Here is a 19,026-nt window from a genome sequence, read left to right as displayed (position 1 = left end):
GCAAGGCGATGGCCATGTCGCTCGTCGATCGGGCCTTGAGGCCGGAAGAATTCGGCGAGGATATCGTCGCGCCGGCGCAGGACGAGGAATTCGTCATCTCGCATTCCGACAATGTCCAGGCGACCGGTTTCGTCGAACACCTGAAGCTGCCGCATTATGTCGATTTCCAGGCCGAACTCGATCTCGTCCGCCGCATGCGCGCCGAATACGAGGCAAGCCAGGCCGGTACCATTTCCACCGATCTGCCGGAGGCCGCACAATGAGCGCCGCGCTTGCCGCCTATAATTTCGCCTATCTCGACGAACAGACCAAGCGGATGATCCGCCGGGCGATCCTGAAGGCGATCGCCATCCCCGGCTACCAGGTTCCCTTCGCATCTCGCGAAATGCCGATGCCCTACGGCTGGGGCACCGGCGGCGTGCAGGTGACGGCGGCGATCCTCGGGCCGGACGACGTCCTGAAGGTCATCGATCAGGGTGCCGACGACACAACCAACGCCGTGTCGATCCGGGCCTTCTTCCAGAAGGTCGCCAATGTCGCGGTGACGACGAAGACGCGCGAGGCGACGATCATCCAGACGCGCCACCGCATCCCGGAGGAGGCGCTTTCCGCCGGCCAGACGCTGGTCTACCAGGTGCCGATCCCCGAACCCCTGCGCTTCCTCGAACCGCGCGAGACCGAGACCCGCAAGATGCATGCGCTGGAGGAATACGGCCTCATGCATGTGAAACTCTACGAGGACATCGCCCGCAACGGCCATATCGCCACCACCTATGCCTATCCGGTCAAGGTCGAGGGACGCTATGTGATGGACCCCTCGCCGACGCCCAAGTTCGACAATCCGAAAATGCACCGCTCGGAAGCGCTGCAATTGTTCGGCGCCGGCCGTGAGAAGCGCATCTATGCGGTGCCGCCCTATACCGATGTCGTCAGCCTCGATTTCGAGGATCATCCGTTCGAGATCCAGCATTTCGACAAGCCCTGCGCGCTCTGCGGCGCCGAGCATGTCTATCTCGATGAGGTCGTTCTCGATGACAAGGGCGGGCGCATGTTCGTCTGCTCGGATACCGACCATTGCGAGGATCGCCGGGAGCATGGCCACGAGGGCGAGATGCTGGGGCGGGAGGCGGCTGAGTAATGGATCAGTTTCATCGTTTCCCTGTGAGCTCGCCGCAGGACTACCCCCCTCTGTCACTTCGTGACATCTCCCCCACAAGGGGGGAGATCAATCCGCGACCTTATCGCCTGCTTTCTTCCGCTCTTCATTTTCGGCTGAGTGAGACTTTCGGTCTGCGCGGCGCTAACGCCCAGCCGATCTCCCCCCTTGAGGGAGAGATGTCCGACAGGACAGAGGGGGGTGAAGCCGCCGAATGCGAAACTTTCGAGGTGCACTCATGACCCAGACCCCCCTTCTCAAAGTCAACGACGTCTCGAAATTCTATGGCACGCGTGTCGGCTGCCGGAACGTCTCCTTCGAGCTCTGGCCCGGTGAAGTCCTGGCGATCGTCGGTGAATCCGGGTCGGGCAAGACGACGCTGCTCTCCTGCCTCTCCACCCGGCTGATGCCCAGTTCCGGCGTCGTCGAATATCACATGCGCGACGGCCGGTACCGCGATCTTGCCCGCATGGGCGAGGCCGAGCGCCGCTTCCTGATGCGCACCGACTGGGGCTTCGTCCACCAGAATCCGGCCGACGGCCTGCGCATGACGGTGTCTGCCGGGGCCAATGTCGGGGAGCGGCTGATGGCCGTCGGCGACCGCCACTATGGCAATATCCGGGCGACCGCTGCCGACTGGCTGGCCCGCGTCGAGATCGAGGAGGACCGGATCGACGACCAGCCGCGCGCCTTCTCCGGCGGCATGCGCCAGCGCCTGCAGATTGCCCGCAACCTCGTGACCTCCCCCCGCCTCGTCTTCATGGACGAACCGACCGGCGGTCTCGATGTTTCGGTGCAGGCAAGGCTGCTCGATCTGGTGCGCGGCCTTGTCCACGATCTCGGCCTGTCGGCGATCATCGTCACCCATGACCTTGCCGTGGCGCGTCTCCTCTCTCACCGGATGATGGTGATGAAGGACGGTCTGGTGATCGAACAGGGCCTGACCGACCGGGTGCTCGACGATCCGCGCGAGCCCTATACCCAGCTTCTCGTGTCCTCCATTCTGCAGGTCTGAAACGACCCATGCTCCAGCAGGAGAATTGATATGCCGACGCCTCTCGTCGTTTCCGAAGTCGCCAAGAGCTTCACCATGCATCTGCGCGACGGTATCACCCTGCCGGTCGTCTCCGGCGTTTCCTTCTCGGTGAAGAAGGGTGAATGCGTCGTGCTCGGCGGCCCGTCCGGTGTCGGAAAGAGCTCGATCCTGAAGATGCTCTACGGCAATTACGCCGTTGACGGCGGCCAGATCCTGATCGAGCACCGGGGGCATCTGGTCGATCTCGCCCATGCCGCGCCCCGCGCGGTGCTGGACGTGCGGCGCGATACGCTGGGTTATGTCAGCCAGTTCCTGCGCGTCGTTCCCCGCGTCTCCGCCCTCGATGTCGTCGCCGAACCGCTTCTGGCGCGTGGCGTGGCGCAGGCCGAAGCGCGCGAAAGAGCGTCGATGCTGCTGGCCAAGCTCAACCTGCCGCGCGAACTCTGGCAACTGCCGCCCGCCACCTTCTCCGGTGGCGAGCAGCAGCGCGTCAACATCGCCCGTGGCTTCATCACCGATCACGCCATCCTCCTGCTCGACGAGCCGACCGCTTCGCTCGACGCCGTGAACCGCCGCGTCGTGGTGAGCATGATCGCCGCCAAGAAGGCCGAGGGCGTTGCACTGCTCGGCATCTTCCACGACGAGGAGGTGCGTGACGCCGTGGCTGACCGCATTCTCGACGTCTCCGCGTTTTCGCCGCGAAAGGCCGCCGCATGAGCCAGAAACTGACGGAAGAACCGACGATCCACCCGACCGCCGCCGTCAGCGAATCGACGCTTGGCCGCTACACGGAGATCGGCGAGCGCTGCCGCATCGACGAGGTCGAGTTCGGCGATTATTCCTATATCGAGCGCGACGGTTCCATCTGGTGCGAGACGGTCGGCAAGTTCGCCAATCTCGCCGCCTCCGTGCGCATCAACGCCACCAATCATCCGACATGGCGCGCGACGCTGCATCATTTCACTTACCGCGCTTCCAACTACTGGCCGGATGCGGACATGGAGCAGGATTTCTTTGCCTGGCGTCGTCAAAATCGTGTCTTCATCGGCCATGATGTCTGGATCGGCCATGGCGCGACGGTCCTGCCCGGCGTCACGGTCGGCAATGGCGCGGTCATCGGCGCCGGCGCGGTCGTCTCGAAGGATGTCGCACCCTACACGATCGTCGGCGGCGTTCCCGCCAGGCTGATCCGCGAGCGCTTCGGCGCCGATATCGTCGCGCGCTTCGAAAAGCTCGCCTGGTGGGATTGGGATCACATCAAGCTGCGCGATGCGCTCGACGACTTCCGGATGCTTGATGCGGATGCCTTCCTCGCGCGTCACAATGCCTGATTTAAGGCGCTGCAATCCCTGCGTCAGCAGGGATTGTGGAGTGTAACAAAACCGACACCAATCTGACATTCCCCCTTCATCAAGCCGCTTTAAGGCATGTCTCGTACCGATGACCGGTGCGGCTGCCAAAGGACGACTGCCCATGTTTCAGCTGAAGAATGTAACGCGTCGGTTCGGCAAGAAGATTGCCGTTGATTCCGTTGCCTTCGACATACCGCAGGGCCAGATGGTCGGTATTATCGGCCGCTCCGGCGCCGGCAAATCGACGCTTCTGCGGATGATCAACCGGCTGAACGACGTCTCGTCGGGCTCCATTCATTTCGGCGATCTCGAAGTGTCGGCGCTGCGGGGTGCTGCCCTGCGCAACTGGCAGCGCGATTGTGCCATGATCTTCCAGCAGTTCAACCTGGTGCCGCGCCTCGACGTTCTGACCAATGTCCTGCTTGGCCGGCTCAATCATCGCTCCACCGTTCTCAGCATCCTCAACATGTTCACGCGCGAGGAGAGGATCATGGCGATTGGCGCGCTGGAACGGCTTGGCATCGAGCAGACGGCGCTGCAGCCCGCCGGCACGCTTTCGGGCGGCCAACAACAGCGCGTCGCCATCGCCCGCGCCCTCATGCAGCAGCCGAAGATGCTGCTTGCCGACGAGCCGATCGCCTCGCTCGATCCGCTAAACGCCAAGATCGTCATGGATGCGCTGCGCGATATCAACGAGCGCGACGGCATCACCGTCGTCACCAACCTGCACACGCTGGATACGGCGCGCAATTACTGCGAGCGCATCATCGGCATGGCGCATGGTCGCGTCGTTTTCGACGGCCAACCGCAGGATCTGACAGCATCGGCCGTCGCCGAAATCTACGGATCGGGCGCCGATCTCGACGAATCGATGACGTCGACCAGCATCAATATTCCTGCAGCGCAGGACAATACGAAATCCGCCGGCCTCAGGCCGCTGGCACTGGCCGGCCTTTAAAAGGCGTCCGGGATCGAGAGCCCGCGTCAAGGGCAGATGTTTTAACCGAATGTGAGCCGGCTAAATCCGGATAACAGGAGAAGACCCATGTTGAAGACAGCACTCTTGAGCGCCGTTGCGCTTATCGGCCTGATGGGCCAGGTTCAGGCGGAAGACCTCAAGGAATTCCGCGTCGGCATTATCGGCGGCGAGAACGAAGCCGACCGCCTGCGCAACTTTGAGTGCCTCGGCGATCATCTGAAGACCGCGCTCAACGTCGAGAAGGTTTCGTTCTTCCCGGCTGCCGACTATGACGGCGTCATCCAGGGCCTGCTCGGTGGCACGCTCGATTTCGCCGAACTCGGCGCTTCCGGTTATGCCAAGATCTACCTCGCCAAGGCTGACGCCGTCGAGCCGATCCTGACGACCGAGCAGACCGACGGGTCGACCGGCTATTACTCGATCATGGTTGCCCGCAAGGACAAGGGCTTCACCAAGATCGAAGACCTCAAGGGCAAGAAGCTCGGCTTCGCCGATCCGGACTCCACCTCCGGCTACCTGATCCCGAGCGTGACCCTGCCGGAAACGATCGGCATGCCGGTCAAGGAATATTTCGCTGAAACCGGTTTCGGCGGCGGCCATGAAAACCTCGTTCTCGAAGTGCTGAAGGGCACGTTCGACGCCGGCACGACATTCGGTTCGGGCATTGGCGAGTTCAAGGAAGGCTACACGTCCGGCAACCTGCGCAAGATGGTCGACAAGGGCATTCTCGACATGAACGATCTGGTCGAGCTGTGGCGCTCGCCGCTGATCCCGAACGGCCCGACCGTCGTTCGCACCTCGCTCAGCGCCGACGTGAAGGCCAAGTTCAAGCAGTTCATGCTTGACCTGCCGAAGACCGATGCAGCCTGCTTCGCAGCTGTCGAAGGCGGCGACTACAAGGGCTTCGTCGAAGTCAACGCCGACTTCTACAAGCCGATCATCGATGCCCGCAAAGCAACGATCGGCGGCTGATATCGCCTGGATAAAAACGCTGGCCGGTCATCCCGGCCAGCGTTTTCTCGTCTGAAAGGGTCTCGGGACAGAATGTCCGCCGAGGCTGAGTATCGTGCCGGAGACTTCATGGCCATGTCAGTGCTTTCCCCGATCCTGAGCGACAATGGCGCCGTGGTCGAACGCCACTGGCAGGAGCTCAATCTCCGCCGCCGCGCCTATACATTTCTTGGCCTTGCGCTTCTTGCCGTGGCGCTGTCCGGTTCGCTCTGGTTCGCCAACGAAACGAATGCCGGCAAGTTCTTCGATCGGCTGCCCCATTTCTTCGATTTTGTCGGCGATCTCGTGCCTCGCGACGGAGCAGAGATCGGTCGCGCACTGTTCGATCTTCCCTCGCCCTACGACGATGGCAGCCTGAAATATGATTATCCCGAAGGCCGCCTCTACCTGACGGATACGATCTACGTGCCAGAATATGTCTACAAGATGCTGGAAACGCTGAATATCGCGATCTTTTCCACCATCTTCGGCATGTTCTTCGGCTTTATCCTCTGCTTCCTTGCCGCGCGAAACCTGATGCCCAATCCATGGGTGCGCGGCCCTGTTCGACGTCTTATGGAATTGCTCCGCGCGTTCCCCGAAGTGGTGATCGCCGGGTTCTTTCTCGCCATCCTGTCGCTCGGCCCGATCCCGGCGATCATCGCCGTATCGGTGCATACGGTCGGCGCGCTTGGAAAGCTGTTCTTCGAGGTCGTCGAGAATGCCGACATGCGGCCGGACGAGGGCCTGAAGGCCGCAGGCGGCAATTGGTTCGAGCGGGTCTGGTTCGGCATCGTGCCGCAGGTCATGCCGAATTTCATGAGCTACTTCCTGTTGCGTCTCGAAATCAACGTGCGCGCATCGACGATCATCGGCGCCGTCGGGGGCGGCGGTATCGGCGAACCCTTGCGTCTGTCGATCAGCCAAGGGCACGAGGCCAAGACGCTCGCTATCATTCTCCTGCTGTTCATGACGATCATTGCCGTCGATCAGTTTTCCGCATGGCTGCGCCGTCGCCTCGTCGGCGACCAGGCCTTCCAGCTCGCGCAATAAGGGCCCGATCATGACCACGAGCACCCTGATGAGCGCCGCCGAGATGGACGCAGTCGCCGCCCGCCATCCGCACCTCCTGACCGGCTCGAGAGCTAAGCGCATCCGCTCCCTGCTGATCTTCGCCGGTATCGTCCTCTACATGATCTACAGCTGGTGGTTCTTCGCGATCGGCCAGGTCCTTACCAATGCCAACTGGGGCATTGCGGGCACCTATCTCGCCGACTGGGTCTCCTACGAAGTGCGGCCAGACATCAAGATCGCGGCTGACGGTACGATGCAGGTGGTCTATCCGCGTTCTTCGCCGCTTGGCCCCGATGCCAAGCCGGAATGGGTGACGATCGAGACGAAGATGGTCGATCGGATCGTCGATGCGCCGGCTGCCGTGCAGCAGCAACAACCACAGGAAAGGAAATCGGCTTTCAGCTTCATGGCGCCGAATGCCGCAGTTGCAGGTTCTGGTGCTGCGGCGGCAATCGCGCCCGTGACGCGAACCGAAAAGGTTGTCAGCCGCGCCACCGTCCGCTTTGGCACGACCGCCAGCATCGATGTTGTCGATGGCAAGGTGACCGCCGCCTATGGCGGGCAAACCTTCCTGATGCGGCTCGATCCGGCCAAGGGTGTGGAACCTGAAGGTGCGCTACCGTCCTGGGCGACGCAGAAGCGGCCCGGCGAGAAAATCCAGCTTGCTTTCGGCATGACCGGCTGGGCCGATGTCGATGCCGAAAAGATCAGTATTCACAACCGCTTTCCGGGCTGGGCCAATTTCATCTTCGATACCAATTCACCCTTCTTCGACAAGTCTTTCGGCGAGGTCATGGGCCTGATCATAAGCGGCGACCGCATCGATCCGGCCCGGTCCAACCTGGCGCTGGCCTGGGATAACATCCTCTACAACTCCGAATGGCAGCATCTGGATGTCTGGACCAAACTGCTCCAGACCATCGTCATGGCGTTCGTCGGTACGCTGTTTGCCTCGATCATCGCCTTTCCGCTCTGCTTCCTCGCGGCCCGCAACATTACCCGCAACCGCGTGCTCAACCAGGTGACGAAGCGGCTGTTCGACTTCCTGCGCTCCGTCGACATGCTGATCTGGGCCCTGTTCTTCACCCGCGCCTTCGGCCCGGGACCGCTCGCCGGCATGTCGGCGATCTTCTTCACCGATACCGGCACGCTTGGAAAACTCTATTCCGAGGCCTTGGAAAACATTGATGACAAACAGCGCGAAGGCGTGAAATCCGTCGGCGCAGCGCCGCTTGCCGTGCAGCGTTTCGGCGTGCTGCCGCAGGTTCTGCCGGTCTTTGCCAGCCAGGCGCTGTATTTCTGGGAATCCAATACCCGTTCGGCCACCATCATCGGCGCGGTCGGTGCCGGCGGCATCGGATTGAAATTGTGGGAGGCGATGCGGACGAATTCCGACTGGGAAAACGTCGCCTACATGGTTATCCTGATTCTCATCGTCGTCTTCGTCTTCGACAATGTCTCCAATGTTCTGCGCTCGCGTCTCATGGGCCAGAAACTTCATTGAAAATGATGCCGGATCAGCTCCGGACATCACGATAATGTCATGAAATGAGGTTAGCGACGGCGTCACATCGGCACCGTCCGATCACCGTTTCCGTGACATCTCTGCAGGGAATGACCAGTGCGCTATGCATTCTATATTTCGCCCGATCGAGACGCTCCGCTGACCGTTGCGGCAGAGCGCTGGTTGGGCGCAAACCCATTCACGGGTGAAACCCACGCCCTTGAACCAAAGGGAGATTTCAGCGCCGCGGAACTGACGGCGCTGACCGCCGATCCACGCCGCTACGGTTTTCACGGAACGCTGAAGGCACCGTTTGAGCTTGCTCCGGGTATCAGCGAACCGGAATTGCTCGACGCGTTCGAAGCCTTTGCCGAGACCTGTGTTCCCTTCCGTATTCCGGAGATGGTGCTAGGCCAGCTCGGACCGTTCTTCGCGCTGGTACCGGCGACGCATTGTCCGGACCTGCAAGAGTTTGCCGATGCCACGGTGCGGCAATTCTCGCGCTTTCGGGCGCCGCTCTCCGATGCCGATATCGTCCGCCGCAGGCCGGAAACGCTGAGCACGCAGATGCGCAGCAACCTGTTCGACTGGGGTTACCCTTACGTTTTCGAGAGCTTCCGCTTCCACATGACGCTGACGGGCCAGGTTCCCGCAGAGCGGCAGTCCGCGATGCAGGCCTTGCTCATGCAGGAATTCGCGCCGTTCATCGGCCAGCCGATGGAGGTGACCTCGCTCGCCTTGTTCGTCGAGCCCACGCGTGGTGCTCCCTTCACCATTCACTCGCTTTTGCCGCTCGGCAGCACGTCCAAACGAAAGATGGCCCGACATGACCGCTGAAACCGTTCTTTCCAATGCCCGCATCGTGCTCGAGGACCGGATCCTCCATGGTTCGGTGCAGATCCGCGACGGCAAGATTGCCGACATTTCGGAAGGCGCCGGCGTCGTCGGCGAGGATTTCGAAGGCGATTTCCTGATTCCCGGCCTGGTCGAACTGCACACCGACCATCTCGAAGCGCATTACTCGCCGCGTCCCGGCGTGCGCTGGCTGAAGATGGCGGCGATCCAGGCGCATGACGCGCAGGTCGTCACCTCCGGCATCACCACGGTCTTCGACTGCCTGCGCATGGGCTCGGACGAGGACGGCGGCTTCGAGCAGGGCGAGATGCGCGACATGGCGGATACGCTGGCCTTGGCTTCGAAGGAAAACCGCCTGCGGGCAGATCACCGCATTCACCTGCGCTGCGAGGTCTCGACCGACAACGTTCTCGCCCATTTCGTCGAATTCGAGGACGATCCGCTGGTCGGTCTGGTCTCGCTGATGGACCATGCGCCGGGCCAGCGCCAGTTCCAGACGATGGAGCAGTACACGCTCTACTACAAGACCAAACGCGGGCTCTCCGACGAGGCCTTTGCGGCATTCTGCGAACGCCAGCAGGCACTGTCGGCCAAATATGCCGGGCCGCACCGCACCGAAATCGCCAGGGCCTGCGCCGAGCGGGGCATCACCGTTGCCAGCCATGACGATGCGACGATCGCCCATGTCGAGGAATCCGTCGGCTTCGGCATCCGCCTTGCGGAATTTCCGACCAGCTTCGAGGCGGCCGAAGCCTCGCATGCGGCCGGCCTCAGCGTTCTCATGGGCGCGCCGAACATCGTGCGCGGAAAGTCGCATTCCGGCAATATCGCCGCGCGCGATCTCGCCAGGCGCGGCGTGCTCGACGTTCTCTCCTCCGATTACGTGCCGTTCAGCCTGATCCACGCGCCGTTCCTGCTGGCCGACGAGGTTGAGAGCATCAGCCTGCCGCAGGCGCTGGCCATGGTCACGACGACGCCGGCCCGCACCGTTGGCCTCGATGATCGCGGCCGGATCGCCGTCGGCCTGCGCGCCGATCTCGTCCGCGTCCAGCGCGAGGAAGGCATCCCCGTCGTTCGCTCCGTCTGGCGCGAAGGCCGTCGGGTCGCCTGATGCACAGGCCCACACAGAACCGGCAGGGCGCGATCGTCGTCGTCGTCGGCCCGAGCGGCGCCGGCAAGGACAGCGTCATCGGCTTCGTCGCGCGGCATTTCGAAGGGAGCGGCGACATCGATTTCGTTCGCCGGGTCATAACCCGTCCTTCGGATGCGGGCGGCGAGGATCACGAGAGCGTTTCAGGTGAGGATTTCGACACGCGTCTTGCCGCTGAAGATTTCGCCGTCGCCTGGCAGGCGCATGGATTGAAATATGGCATTCCCCGCCAAGCGCTGGATCGGGCCCGCGCCGGGCGCATCCTGATTGCCAATGGCAGCCGCGCGGCGCTCGGCCAGTTCCGGCAGGTCTTTCCGCGCGTCGCGGTCGTCAATATCACCGCCTCACCGCAAGTGCTGGCGAGCCGCCTCGTCGCGCGCGGCCGCGAAAGCGAGCAGGATATCCTCAACCGCCTGCAGCGGCAGGTGCCTGATATTTTCGAGGAGCCGGATGTGACCACGATCGACAATAGCGGACCGCTCGATGTCGCCGGCCTGCGGTTCGCCGCGTTGGTCGCCGGATTGCAGGGCATTTCGCCGGAAGCTGTTCAGGGCTGAAGGAAGCCGCGCTTCAGAGCGCGTTGTCGAGAAAATACCATTGGTCGAGATTGGCGCGGACAATGGGCTCGATGATGGAATTGAGAAGGCCGACATCATCGATGATGCTGGCCGAGGTGTCTTTCGGCGGCAGTGTCAGTGGCGTGAGCGCAAAGGCCTCGAACCGTGCACCTTCGTTGCGCAGGACATAACAGGGGCAGATGGTGGCGCCGGTCAGGCGCGCCAGCCGCACCACGACGGCGAGGTTGCCTTCGAGATGCGGCTTGCGTCCAAAAAAAGGGCCGCGAATTTTGCCGGCGAATCCTTCGTCGCAGAACACCGAAATGACGCCGCCATCCTTCAGGATGTTGATGGCCGGGCGAATCCCGTCCTTGCCGGGCGGCAACAGGCCATAGCCGACCTTCAGTCGCGCCCGGCGTGCAATCCAGGCCTGCGCGCGGCCGGCGGGTGGCGTATAGTTGGCTGAAGGGGCGAGGCCAAGCGATACGAGCTTGGGCGCCAGCAGTTCCCAGTTGCCGAGATGCAGGCAGGCGACGATGACCGGGCCGCGCTTGTGTGCCTCGACGAAATTGTCCATGCCGTGCCAGACGACCCGGCCGGGCGTTTCGGCCAGCCGCCGGACGATGGAGAACTCCGTCATCATCCGGCCCTGATTCTGCCAACTGCGCCTCAGGATCGCCGCGCGTTCGGCCTCCGAAGCGTTCGGCAGGAGACGCTTGAGATTGTTGCGTGCCTTCTTGACGCCCTTGGCGTACCAGCGCGGAATGGCGAAGGTGCCGAGCCAGGCACCGGCGGCCGAGCACCAGTCTGACGGCATGGCCTTCAGGCCGAAATGTACCGCGAGATCGAACAGGTTCTTGAAATTGCCGCTGACATGATAGCGGAGCGCCTTTTGCCGCCGGTCGCCGCCGGCAAACAGATCCGCGAGCGGCGGCGCGGATGGAGCGGTGTAGACCCAGGCCTGCCGCTTGGTCGCTGCCGTGTGCCTCTCGCGTTCCTTCACCGGCTCATCCCCTGTCGCGGCGATGCAGCGTCACCGGCAGTCCGCCACGCGGGCGCAACGTCAGCCGGCATTGCGGCTCGACCTTGGCGCCTTCCGCCACGCGGACGCGAAAACGCTGGGCCAGAATGGCAAGGCAAAGGATCGCCTCGTTCATGCCGAACTGCAGGCCGGGGCAGACGCGGGGACCGCTCGCAAACGGAATGTAGCTATAGGGGATCGCCTTGCCGCCCTTCATGAAGCGCTCCGGGTTGAACAGATGCGGATTCTTGAAGAAGGCTTCCGTCCGGTGCAGCAGCCAGGGCACGATCAGGATCAGCGAGGCGGGCTTGACGTCGATATCGCCGATCCGGTCGGCTTCTTTCGTCTGGCGCGCCAGGATGGGAACCGGCGGGTAGAGCCGAAGCGTCTCCTCGATCACGGCGCGGCACCATTCGAGCTTCGGGATATCGTCGAGCGTCGGCACGCGCTTGCCGCAAACGCGGTCGATCTCCTTGTGGATCGCCTGTTCCACCCATTGTGCCTTTGACAGCAGATACCAGGCCCAGGTCAGGGTTGCCGCCGTCGTCTCGTGGCCGGCCATGAAGATGGTCGCTGCCTCGTTGCGCAGCGCCACGACATCGAGTTTCAGTTCCGGATTGCGCTGCTGCCGGCGAACCAGCAGTTCGACCATCGAATTGTCATCACCGCGTCCAGCCAGATGATCCTCGACCACTTTGTCGATGATGCCGTGAATGCGCGACACCGAGCGGCGCAGTTTGGGCGTGCGCAGCACCGGCAGGCCCTCGTCGAAGCCGAGGAAATAGCCGATATTGATCGAATCGATCAGCGATTGATAGCTTTCGAAACCTTCCGTCACCGCATGTGCGCCGTCTTCGCCGATGTCGTTGCCGAAAACGCTGCGGGCAATGATCTCCGCCGTCAGCCCCGCCATTTCGTAGAGTGCGTTGACCGTGGTGCCTTCCGGCATGGCGCTCCAGCGCTCAGCCAGTTCCGTCGCGGTGTTCTCCATGATCTTGCCGAACATCGGCAGGCGGTTCTTGTGAACGATGTCGTTGACCAGCGGGCGGCGTTGCTTCCAGGTCTCGCCATCGGAGATGAAGAGACCGTCGCCGAGCAGGAACTCCAGCGCGCGCCGCATTTGCGGCGTCTTGCGCTCGAAATTCTCGTGGCGCTTGGCAACCACGTAGCGGATCGCATCCGGCGAATTGACGATGACGATCTGCCGGCCGAGCACCTTCGTGGAGGTGACGCGGTCGGTATAGTCGTTCCTGCGCCAGACGGAAAGGAAGTCGTGCCGTGCCTGCAGCATCAACCGCAGGGTGCCGGGTTTCCCCTTGTAATAGGCGGCATGCGCCGGTTCGAAAGATTTCGTCCTGAGCTTCTCAACGATCCGAGTGGATTGTCGCAGACTGAAAAACATGCCCGGCTGCCTTCGTTCATATCCAGGCGAGGCGCGGTGCGCTGCAGGCCGTTTGTCGGGCTATCGGATAGCAGTAAAATCGCGTGGTGCAAAACGCTTTCGACAAGAAAAGCCCCGCCGTCGAAACGGCAGGGTTGTGGAAAATTGACGGTTCTGGACGATGTGTCGAGGGCGTCCGGTCAGCGCAGATCCGCGCAGGCCCTGGTGATCCGCTCCAGCGCTTCGCGCAGTTCGGTCTCCGAGGTGGCATAGGAAATCCGGAAGAACGGCGACAGGCCGAAAGCGGAACCCGGTACGACAGCGACATGGGCGTCGTCGAGCAGATAGGCGCAGAAGTCGCTGTCCGTCTCGATGCGCTTGCCGCCGGGTGTCGTCTTGCCGAGGACGCCGGCGCAGCCGGAGAAGGTGTAGAAGGCGCCTTCCGGAACGCGGCAATCCAGACCCTCGATGGCGTTGAGGGCTGCTACCACCAGGTCACGGCGGCGCTGGAAGCTGGCCGTGCGTTCCTTCAGGAAATCCTGCGGCCCGTTGAGGGCGGCAACCGAGGCCGCCTGGCTGATCGAAGACGGGCAGGAGGTCGCCTGGCTCTGCACCACCGCCATGGCCTTGATCAGGTCGCGCGGGCCGCCGGCATAACCGATGCGCCAGCCGGTCATGGCATAGGCCTTCGACACGCCGTTGACGGTCAGCGTCCGGTTCTTCAGCGCCGGTTTCAGTGCCGCCGGGGTGACGAACCTGAAATCGTCATAGACGATATGCTCGTACATGTCGTCGACCAGCAGCCAGACATGCGGATGTTTCAGGAGAACATCGAGCAGCGGGCGATAATGGGCTTCGCTGTAAGCGGCACCCGAGGGGTTGGACGGCGAGTTCAGCATGACCCAGCGGGTCCTCGGCGTGATCGCCGCTTCCAGCTGTTCGGCCTTCAGCCGGAAGCCGGCATCCGCGTCGCAGGCGATGAGAACCGGCTTGCCTTCGGCGATCTCGACGATGTCCGAATAGGATGTCCAGTAGGGCGTCGGGATGATCACCTCGTCGCCGCGGTTGAGCGTCGCCATCATCGCATTGAAGAGGATCTGCTTGGCGCCGGTCGCGACGGTGATCTCGTCGAGTTCGTAGGAAACGCCATTTTCACGGGCGAACTTGCTCTGGATTGCCTTCTTCAGTTCCGGCGTGCCGTCGAGCGCGGTATATTTGGTCTGGCCCTGCTGCAAGGCCTCCCAAGCTGCCTGCTTGACATGGTCAGGCGTGTCGAAGTCCGGCTCGCCGGCGCCGAGGATGATCACCGGCTTGCCGTCGCGCTTCATGGCTTGCGCCCGGGCGCCGATTTTGAGGATCTGCGAAACGCCGATCGTGGAAATCCGCGAGGCGGGCGCGAAGCCCGCCTCCTCGACCTTGGTGTTGATGGTCATGACCGATCCCTTTCGATGCAGACTTATTCGATATCGCCAAACTTATTCGATATCGCCAAACTTATTCGATGTCGCCAAACTTATTCGATGTCGAAAGACACGCCCTGTGCCAGCGGCAGGGCCTTCGAATAGTTGATCGTGTTGGTGGCGCGGCGCATGTAGGCCTTCCAGGCATCCGAGCCGGATTCGCGGCCGCCGCCGGTTTCCTTTTCGCCACCGAAGGCGCCGCCGATTTCAGCACCGGACGTGCCGATATTGACGTTGGCGATCCCGCAATCCGAACCATCGGGCGACAGGAAGCGCTCGGCTTCCTGCAGGTCGAGCGTGAAGATCGACGAGGACAAGCCGGCACCAACCGCATTGTGGTCGGCAACGGCGGCGTCGAAGTCGTTATACTTCATGACGTAGAGGATCGGCGCGAAGGTTTCCTCGGTGACAGGACCATCCTGCTTGGGCATTTCGACGAGGGCGGGCTTCACATAGTAGCTGTTGGCGTGGCCGAGATCGACGCGCTCGCCGCCGGTGATCGTGCCGCCATGGGCCTTGGCTTCGGCGAGTGCCTTCTGCATGCCGTCGAAAGCCGGCTTGTCGACAAGCGGGCCGACCAGCGCGGTCGATTCCAGCGGGTTGCCGACGGAAACGCTCTGGTAGGCCTTCTTCAGGCGCGGAACCAGCTGGTCGTAGACGCTGTCATGGACGAACAGGCGGCGCAGCGTCGTGCAACGCTGGCCGGCAGTGCCCATGGCACCGAAGGCAATCGCGCGCAGCGCCATGTCGAGATCGGCGGACGGGCAGACGATGCCGCCATTGTTGCCGCCGAGTTCCAAAATGGCGCGGGCAAAACGCTTGGCAAGACGCGGACCGACGTCACGGCCCATGCGGGTGGAGCCGGTGGCCGAAACCAGCGGCACCTTCGGATGATCGACGAGAACTTCACCGATGGCGCGGTCGCCGATCAAGACTGCGGTCAGGCCTTCCGGCGCATCGCCGAAGCGGGCCAGTGCTTTTTCAAGGATCGCCTGCGATGCAAGGGCGGTGAGCGGGGTCTTTTCCGACGGCTTCCAGACGACGGCATTGCCACAGACGAGCGCCAGCGCCGTATTCCACGACCAGACAGCAACGGGGAAGTTGAAGGCGGAGATGACGCCGATGACGCCGAGCGGATGCCAGGTTTCCATCATGCGGTGGCCGGGGCGCTCGGTGGCGATGGTCAGGCCGTAAAGCTGGCGGGAAAGACCGACGGCGAAATCGCAGATGTCGATCATTTCCTGGACTTCGCCAAGACCTTCAGATGTGATCTTGCCGGCTTCGATCGAGACAAGGCGGCCGAGATCGGCCTTGTGGGCGCGCAGTTCCTCGCCGAGCAGGCGAACCAGTTCGCCGCGCTTGGGCGCCGGAACCAGACGCCAGGCGCGAAACGCCGCGTCGGCCTTTTCGATCTTGGCTGCCGCTTCTGCCGCCGTTACCGTCTTCAGGCTGGCGATCTGTTCGCCGGTAACCGGCGAGAAGGAGGCCATGTCGCCGCCGGTATAGAGGCTTTTGGAGACGCCGAGCTTCTCCAGAAGGGCTGCGGTTTCCTGAACGACATTCACCGTCTTCGTTGCAATGTTCATGTGAGCAAACTCCCGTTTTCTTGGTCGAGGGACTATCCGAAGCACACCGTGCCGAGAGCTCCCGGCGAGGTGATGGCCTTGAGGCCCTGGGCCATGTCCTTGATCTTCTGTTGCGTATAGAGGTCGTAATAGGCCTGGTTCTTGCGGCCGATGGCATGTTCGGCACTGAAGCTGCCGTTGAAATCCCTGACCGCGATGGCAAACATCCAGTCGCGCAGGCGCTGTTCGAAAGTCTTGTCCGATGCCGAGGCGCTGTCCTTCGGCACCACCAGATTGAAATGCACGCCGCCGTCGCCGATATGGCCGAAATCGCAGATGGTCACGTCCGGAAAGGCCTCGGGCATCTCCGCCTTCATCCGGTCGCAGAAGGCCATGATATCACCTCTGCGGAAGGAAAGATCAAACGCGATCAGTTTTCCGGAATGCTTGACGCCCTCCGACAGGGCATGCCGCAAGGCCCACATTTCGTGGGCCGGACCGACGAAGGCGTCGGCAAGCGGCGCATCCTCGGTTTCCCATATTTCGGCGAGCACGGTTTCCAGCACGGCATCCAGCGACTGTTCGCCCTCGCGCGGCGTCCAGGTGCGTGAGATTTCGGCGAGGATCACGTAGTCAGGCACATTGCCACCCTGGAAGGGGTTCTTCAGCGACGGAACATGATCGAGCGCGGCCACGATCGAGTTGCGCGAAATGCCCTCGAATGCGGAGAGATAAGCGCCGAGCCGCTCTTCCATGGCCCGCAGCAGAGGCATGACATGGGCGCTGCTCGAAGGCACCAGATAGGCGGTCGCTGTCTGTTTCGGAAGGGCTTCGAGGTTCAAGACACATTCGGTGATGATGCCGAAGGCGCCCGACGTGCCGATGAAGGCATGCTTCCAGTCGATGCCGGTATTGTTCTTGCGCAGGTCCGAGGTCAGGTCGAGGATCGTGCCCTCGTCGTCGGCCAGGACCACCTCGATGCCCAGCGTGTTGCGCCGAACGTCGCCATATTTCAGGAAGCGCGAGCCGCCGGTATTGGTGGCCAGCATGCCGCCAAGACGCGGATCGGCACCGAGATCGATCGGGAAGAACAGGCCGTGCTTTTCGAGCTTCCGGTTGACGTCCGACAGCCGGAACCCCGCATCGACCCGCAGCGACCGGTTGTCGAGATCGAGTTCGAAGCGCTGCGTCATGCGGTCGAGGCTGAGAACGGCCTGCGCACCGGTCGCATCAGGGGTCGATCCGGAAACGAGGCCGGTATTGCCCGACTGCGGCACGAGGGCGATTCCGTTCTTCACGCAATAGGCAACGGCGGCGGAGACCTCCTGCGTCGTCTGCGGCCGCAGGATGATCGCGGCGCGGCCTTCGTCATAGCGCGCGCCGGTCTGGTAGGCGGCCATGTCCGGGCCTTCGGCGACAAGACCCTTGTCCCCGAGAATAGTCCTCAGCGCTGCGATATGCCCTTGGTCGATCATCGCCCAGCTTTACTCCGCCGCTTGCGCGGATGAAAGCATCTGCCTGACATCGGCGATCGACGCCTGTTCGATCCCGGCATAGTGATCGAATTCGTTCAGCACCCTGGCGCCGAGGTCGAGTTCGAAGCGCTGCTGGTTGGGGCTCGCCACGAAGTCCTGGGCGGCATCGTCGCCGAGATTGGACTGGAAAATGCCGGCGGCGCTGACGGGCAGGAAATCCTCGTAGATGATCGGATCGAACTGCACGAGACCGGCGGCGATCAGGCTGTCGAGGCTCGCCGATGCAGCCGCCCTGGCCTTGCGGCCCTTGACCGTCAGCGAATAGGTGAAATAGCCGAGGCCTTCCGCGCGGATGCCGGCCCAGCTGTCGGGGAAGGGCGCGAAGGCGCCGGACAGCGCCTGTTCGTATTCGGCCGCATTCGAACCGTCGGCCGCAGGGCGAACGATCTTGCGGGATGCGTTCAACAGGTCGTCGTAGAGCGCGCGGCCCTTCGGGGTTAGCGCAATGCCGCGCTGCTCGATCTCGCCGAAGCGGGCGGTGTGCGAGCCTGCCTGCCAGCTACCATCCTCGGTCTGGAAGGAGACCGGCTCATCCAGCGCCTTGAACGACGTCTGGCGCAGGAGGATGGGGCATTTGCGGGTCGGCGGACCCTCGATCGTCGCCTTCGGAGCGATGGCGTAATCCGGCATCCGTGCCTGCACAGCATCGATATCGAGTGTGCGCGGCGTCAGATGATTGATGTGCGGACCCTTGAACGAGACGACGTCGGCGATCAGCCGATGCGCGTCATGCAGGCGGTGATACATGTCCGGGCTGACATTGGCCCTGTCGTGCCAGCGGAAGGTTTCCAGCGCCTCGGCGACGAACCGCTCGGCATCGGCCTTGTCGAGGCCGCCCTGCTTTTCGGCCTTTTCCGTCAGCGCGATGGCGCCATCGGTGAAGATTTGGCGCTTCGACAGGATGTCTTCGGCCTCTGCGCGCAAGGTCTCGTCAGCGATCAGGTCGAGCCGCAACAGCGAGGTGAAGACGCGGAAAGGGTTCTTCTTCAGGGCCGCGTCGCCGACTGGACGAAAGGCTGTCGAGTGAACCGGGACGCCTGCGGTCGAAAGGTCGTAATAGCCGACTGGCAGCATGCCCATGACGGCGAAGACGCGGCGCATCATCGACAGTTCGGCAGGCGTGCCGAGCCGGATGGCGCCGTGTCGCTCTTCGCAGATGCGTTCCAGCGTATCGGTGTCTTCCAGGCGGGCCTGAAGCTCGGGGTTTGCGGCCAGCGTTTCGGCGTTCACCTTGCCGACCAACTCCATCAGCGTGCCGTAGGCCGGCACTTCGGTTCGGTACATGGCCGACATCGCCCCGGAAAAGGCAATCCGGATATCATCGGTGGATACGAAACTATTCTCTTTCACGACGGCACGCCTCGCAGTATGGAATGGATAGGTCGATCATTCTCATTTCGTATCATATAGG

General features: G+C 62.6%; 18 protein-coding genes. 12 read left to right on the top strand and 6 right to left on the bottom strand.

Going from position 1 to position 19,026, the window contains the following annotated elements; genetic code table 11:
* The 12 genes from VL202_RS18025 to phnN all read left to right on the top strand — a co-directional run.
* Positions 1 to 263: carbon-phosphorus lyase complex subunit PhnI (locus VL202_RS18025; RefSeq protein ID WP_325465468.1), on the top strand; the 263-nt coding region annotated here is incomplete at its 5' end.
* Complete coding sequence (locus tag VL202_RS18020; protein ID WP_325465467.1) at positions 260 to 1,138, top strand: alpha-D-ribose 1-methylphosphonate 5-phosphate C-P-lyase PhnJ; 879 nt, start codon at positions 260 to 262, stop codon at positions 1,136 to 1,138. The genes VL202_RS18025 and VL202_RS18020, both read left to right, overlap by 4 nt.
* 256 nt (positions 1,139 to 1,394) lie before the next feature.
* On the top strand, positions 1,395 to 2,171 hold the full coding sequence (gene phnK, locus VL202_RS18015; protein ID WP_325465466.1) for a phosphonate C-P lyase system protein PhnK: 777 nt from the start codon (positions 1,395 to 1,397) through the stop codon (positions 2,169 to 2,171).
* Between the two features lie 30 nt (positions 2,172 to 2,201).
* Positions 2,202 to 2,909 (top strand): phosphonate C-P lyase system protein PhnL, encoded by a 708-nt coding sequence (gene phnL / locus VL202_RS18010; protein ID WP_325465465.1) that lies wholly within the window; start codon positions 2,202 to 2,204, stop codon positions 2,907 to 2,909.
* Positions 2,906 to 3,523 carry a DapH/DapD/GlmU-related protein gene (locus VL202_RS18005; protein ID WP_325465464.1) on the top strand — a complete coding sequence of 206 codons (618 nt, stop codon included), beginning with the start codon at positions 2,906 to 2,908 and terminating at the stop codon, positions 3,521 to 3,523. The genes phnL and VL202_RS18005 overlap by 4 nt, the downstream gene beginning before the upstream one ends.
* A gap of 142 nt (positions 3,524 to 3,665) precedes the next feature.
* Positions 3,666 to 4,502, top strand: coding sequence for a phosphonate ABC transporter ATP-binding protein (phnC, locus tag VL202_RS18000; RefSeq protein ID WP_325465463.1), 837 nt, complete (start codon positions 3,666 to 3,668; stop codon positions 4,500 to 4,502).
* Positions 4,503 to 4,589: 87 nt separating this feature from the next.
* A complete protein-coding gene (gene phnD / locus VL202_RS17995) occupies positions 4,590 to 5,495 on the top strand; it encodes a phosphonate ABC transporter substrate-binding protein (RefSeq protein ID WP_325465462.1) in 906 nt (301 codons plus the stop codon).
* 108 nt (positions 5,496 to 5,603) lie between these two features.
* Positions 5,604 to 6,566 carry a phosphonate ABC transporter, permease protein PhnE gene (gene phnE / locus VL202_RS17990; RefSeq protein ID WP_325465461.1) on the top strand — a complete coding sequence of 321 codons (963 nt, stop codon included), beginning with the start codon at positions 5,604 to 5,606 and terminating at the stop codon, positions 6,564 to 6,566.
* A gap of 10 nt (positions 6,567 to 6,576) precedes the next feature.
* Complete coding sequence (phnE, locus tag VL202_RS17985) at positions 6,577 to 8,091, top strand: phosphonate ABC transporter, permease protein PhnE (RefSeq protein ID WP_325465460.1); 1,515 nt, start codon at positions 6,577 to 6,579, stop codon at positions 8,089 to 8,091.
* A gap of 117 nt (positions 8,092 to 8,208) precedes the next feature.
* Positions 8,209 to 8,928, top strand: coding sequence for a DUF1045 domain-containing protein (locus VL202_RS17980; protein WP_325465459.1), 720 nt, complete (start codon positions 8,209 to 8,211; stop codon positions 8,926 to 8,928).
* The gene (locus tag VL202_RS17975) at positions 8,918 to 10,057 is read left to right on the top strand and encodes an alpha-D-ribose 1-methylphosphonate 5-triphosphate diphosphatase (protein ID WP_325465458.1); all 1,140 of its coding nucleotides are present in this window, start codon (positions 8,918 to 8,920) and stop codon (positions 10,055 to 10,057) included. The genes VL202_RS17980 and VL202_RS17975 overlap by 11 nt, the downstream gene beginning before the upstream one ends.
* Positions 10,057 to 10,653 (top strand): phosphonate metabolism protein/1,5-bisphosphokinase (PRPP-forming) PhnN, encoded by a 597-nt coding sequence (phnN, locus tag VL202_RS17970; RefSeq protein ID WP_325465457.1) that lies wholly within the window; start codon positions 10,057 to 10,059, stop codon positions 10,651 to 10,653. Before VL202_RS17975 ends, phnN begins: the two co-directional genes overlap by 1 nt.
* A 13-nt stretch (positions 10,654 to 10,666) precedes the next feature.
* On the opposite strand, the gene VL202_RS17965 is transcribed toward phnN, so the two are convergent.
* The 6 genes from VL202_RS17965 to hglS form a co-directional block, all read right to left on the bottom strand.
* Complete coding sequence (locus tag VL202_RS17965; protein WP_325465456.1) at positions 10,667 to 11,656, bottom strand: lipid A biosynthesis lauroyl acyltransferase; 990 nt, start codon at positions 11,654 to 11,656, stop codon at positions 10,667 to 10,669.
* Between the two features lie 4 nt (positions 11,657 to 11,660).
* On the bottom strand, positions 11,661 to 13,076 hold the full coding sequence (locus VL202_RS17960) for a cytochrome P450 (protein ID WP_325465455.1): 1,416 nt from the start codon (positions 13,074 to 13,076) through the stop codon (positions 11,661 to 11,663).
* Between the two features lie 179 nt (positions 13,077 to 13,255).
* Positions 13,256 to 14,488 (bottom strand): pyridoxal phosphate-dependent aminotransferase, encoded by a 1,233-nt coding sequence (locus VL202_RS17955; protein WP_325465454.1) that lies wholly within the window; start codon positions 14,486 to 14,488, stop codon positions 13,256 to 13,258.
* Between the two features lie 80 nt (positions 14,489 to 14,568).
* Positions 14,569 to 16,101 carry an aldehyde dehydrogenase family protein gene (locus VL202_RS17950; RefSeq protein ID WP_325465453.1) on the bottom strand — a complete coding sequence of 511 codons (1,533 nt, stop codon included), beginning with the start codon at positions 16,099 to 16,101 and terminating at the stop codon, positions 14,569 to 14,571.
* A 32-nt stretch (positions 16,102 to 16,133) separates the two neighbouring features.
* Positions 16,134 to 17,555: an FAD-binding oxidoreductase gene (locus tag VL202_RS17945; RefSeq protein WP_325465452.1), complete on the bottom strand. Its 1,422-nt coding sequence runs from the start codon at positions 17,553 to 17,555 to the stop codon at positions 16,134 to 16,136.
* A gap of 9 nt (positions 17,556 to 17,564) precedes the next feature.
* Positions 17,565 to 18,965 (bottom strand): 2-oxoadipate dioxygenase/decarboxylase HglS, encoded by a 1,401-nt coding sequence (hglS, locus tag VL202_RS17940; RefSeq protein WP_325465451.1) that lies wholly within the window; start codon positions 18,963 to 18,965, stop codon positions 17,565 to 17,567.
* Positions 18,966 to 19,026 lie beyond the last annotated feature (61 nt).

This window comes from Pararhizobium sp. (genome assembly GCF_035497515.1).
Lineage (GTDB): Bacteria > Pseudomonadota > Alphaproteobacteria > Rhizobiales > Rhizobiaceae > Pararhizobium.
The sequence above is the reverse complement of the archived record's forward strand: the minus strand, read 5'-3'. Positions and strand labels throughout refer to the sequence as shown.

Excerpts from the sequence above, each read along its gene's own strand:
- VL202_RS17975 (WP_325465458.1), top strand. The coding sequence starts at position 8,918 with ATGACCGCTGAAACCGTTCTTTCCAATGCCCGCATCGTGCTCGAGGAC.
- VL202_RS18020 (WP_325465467.1), top strand. The coding sequence starts at position 260 with ATGAGCGCCGCGCTTGCCGCCTATAATTTCGCCTATCTCGACGAACAG.
- phnE (WP_325465460.1), top strand. The coding sequence starts at position 6,577 with ATGACCACGAGCACCCTGATGAGCGCCGCCGAGATGGACGCAGTCGCC.
- VL202_RS17945 (WP_325465452.1), bottom strand. The coding sequence starts at position 17,555 with ATGATCGACCAAGGGCATATCGCAGCGCTGAGGACTATTCTCGGGGAC.
- phnD (WP_325465462.1), top strand. The coding sequence starts at position 4,590 with ATGTTGAAGACAGCACTCTTGAGCGCCGTTGCGCTTATCGGCCTGATG.
- phnL (WP_325465465.1), top strand. The coding sequence starts at position 2,202 with ATGCCGACGCCTCTCGTCGTTTCCGAAGTCGCCAAGAGCTTCACCATG.
- VL202_RS17960 (WP_325465455.1), bottom strand. The coding sequence starts at position 13,076 with ATGTTTTTCAGTCTGCGACAATCCACTCGGATCGTTGAGAAGCTCAGG.
- phnC (WP_325465463.1), top strand. The coding sequence starts at position 3,666 with ATGTTTCAGCTGAAGAATGTAACGCGTCGGTTCGGCAAGAAGATTGCC.
- phnN (WP_325465457.1), top strand. The coding sequence starts at position 10,057 with ATGCACAGGCCCACACAGAACCGGCAGGGCGCGATCGTCGTCGTCGTC.
- VL202_RS17950 (WP_325465453.1), bottom strand. The coding sequence starts at position 16,101 with ATGAACATTGCAACGAAGACGGTGAATGTCGTTCAGGAAACCGCAGCC.
- VL202_RS17955 (WP_325465454.1), bottom strand. The coding sequence starts at position 14,488 with ATGACCATCAACACCAAGGTCGAGGAGGCGGGCTTCGCGCCCGCCTCG.
- VL202_RS18005 (WP_325465464.1), top strand. The coding sequence starts at position 2,906 with ATGAGCCAGAAACTGACGGAAGAACCGACGATCCACCCGACCGCCGCC.
- phnE (WP_325465461.1), top strand. The coding sequence starts at position 5,604 with ATGGCCATGTCAGTGCTTTCCCCGATCCTGAGCGACAATGGCGCCGTG.
- phnK (WP_325465466.1), top strand. The coding sequence starts at position 1,395 with ATGACCCAGACCCCCCTTCTCAAAGTCAACGACGTCTCGAAATTCTAT.